Origin of the sequence: Mycobacterium sp., from assembly GCF_008709575.1 — a bacterium.
In the GTDB taxonomy this organism is placed as follows: Bacteria; Actinomycetota; Actinomycetes; order Mycobacteriales; family Mycobacteriaceae; genus Mycobacterium.
Genome location: NZ_VYIK01000494.1, coordinates 1 through 264, shown reverse-complemented (window position 1 = coordinate 264; position 264 = coordinate 1). Strand labels below are relative to the sequence as shown.

The window sequence follows — 264 nt, the reverse complement described above, 5'->3', positions numbered from 1 at the left end:
CGTCGCCACAATAGTCGTGGGGTTCGCATTGCTGCCCACCGGTTCGGCCTATTACTGGCTGCGGGGAGGCTTCCACGATGTCGGCCGGATCTCGGTTGACCCGTGGGCCAACACCAGCGTCAGCGGGCTGCTGACACGGCTGCATGTACCCGCGGCGCCGGCCAACGCGGTGGCGGTGGTACTCGCGGTGGTTGCGTTGAAACTTGCCGCGACAACCTACCGGCGCGGCCATCACGTTTTGGCGCTCGCGCTCGGCGGCTTGGC

1 protein-coding gene is annotated in these 264 nt (G+C 67.4%); it reads left to right on the top strand.

What is annotated here, in order from left to right:
- On the top strand, positions 1-264 hold a 264-nt coding region (locus tag F6Q13_RS19775; RefSeq protein WP_293060081.1), incomplete at both ends, for a glycosyltransferase 87 family protein.